The sequence below is a fragment of the Pseudomonas karstica genome (assembly GCF_009707515.1).
GTDB classification, from domain to species: domain Bacteria; phylum Pseudomonadota; class Gammaproteobacteria; order Pseudomonadales; family Pseudomonadaceae; genus Aquipseudomonas; species Aquipseudomonas karstica.
On sequence record NZ_WLYI01000080.1, the window covers coordinates 1 to 1,219 of the forward strand.

Annotated in this window: 1 protein-coding gene; it reads right to left on the reverse strand. The window is 61.9% G+C overall.

What is annotated here, in order from left to right; genetic code table 11:
• A partial coding sequence (locus GIR22_RS25785; RefSeq protein WP_154746091.1) for a non-ribosomal peptide synthetase occupies positions 1–1,219 on the reverse strand: 1,219 nt, incomplete at both ends.

The following is a 1,219-nucleotide window of genomic DNA, read 5'->3' on the forward strand; positions in this document are numbered from 1 at the left end:
CGCAAGCCACGGATCTTCACCTGGAAGTCATTGCGGCCCAGGTACTCCAACGTGCCATCGGCCAACCAACGACCGAGGTCACCGGTTTTGTACAAGCGCGCTTGCGGGTCATTGGAGAAGCCGTCGGCGATAAAACGCTCGGCAGTCAGCGCTTCACGGTTCAAGTAGCCGCGCGCCACGCCAGCACCGCCGATATGAATCTCCCCGGCCACACCCAATGGCGCCGGTTCCCCGCGCATATCGAGCACATGCACCTGAACGTTGGCAATCGGGCGGCCGATACTTGGCCGTTCGCCAAGGTCGCGGATCAGGTCGATGGTGGCGTCCACTGTGCATTCGGTGGGGCCGTACATGTTGTAGAACCGGATGTGCTGGCAGCTACGCAGTTTTTCCCAGGTTGGCGCACTGATCGCTTCGCCGCCGAGCAGCACGCTTGTTGGGTGGTAACTGCGGCGCTCCAGCAGACCCGCGCTGAGCAAGGTGTCGAGCTGTGATGGGGTTGAGTCGAACGCGTGGACTTGATGCTGCTCAAGGAAGTCCAGCAACTCGTTGCCACTGGCGCGGATCAACGATGGGATGATCACCAGGCGATGGCCGGAGAATAACTGCGAAATGCCCTTGATCGACATGTCGAAGAAGAACCCGGCGTTCAGGGCCACGGTGGCCGGTGACGGGCAATGCTGGTGGGTGGTGCGGGTCAGTACCTGCCAGAAGTTGAACACCGAACGGTGCTCGACCATCACGCCTTTGGACTGTCCAGTGGAGCCGGAGGTGTAGATCACATAGGCCAGGTGTTCGGCGCTCAGGCCCGCAATCACTGGGTTGGCGTCGAAAGCGGTGTCGTGGGCCGCTTGCTGCGAAGCTTCGGTGTCGAGTAGCACCAGCGGCAACTCGCCGACCGGCAAGGACAGCGTCGACTGCGTCAACAGCGCACGTGGCTGACTGTCCTGGAACATGAAGGTCATGCGTTCTGCCGGGTGCGCCGGGTCAATCGGCACATAAGCGGCACCCGCCTTCAACACGGCCAACAGCGCGACGATCATCTCCACACTGCGCTCGGCACAAATCGCTACGCGTTGGTCGGGTTGTACACCCAGCGCCAACAACTGCTGGGCCAAGTGGTTGGCGCGACGGTTGAGCTGGCGGTAGGTCAGTTGCTGCGACTCGCAAACCAGTGCCACGGCTTCGGGGTTGGCCTGCACCTGAGCTTCGAACAGCG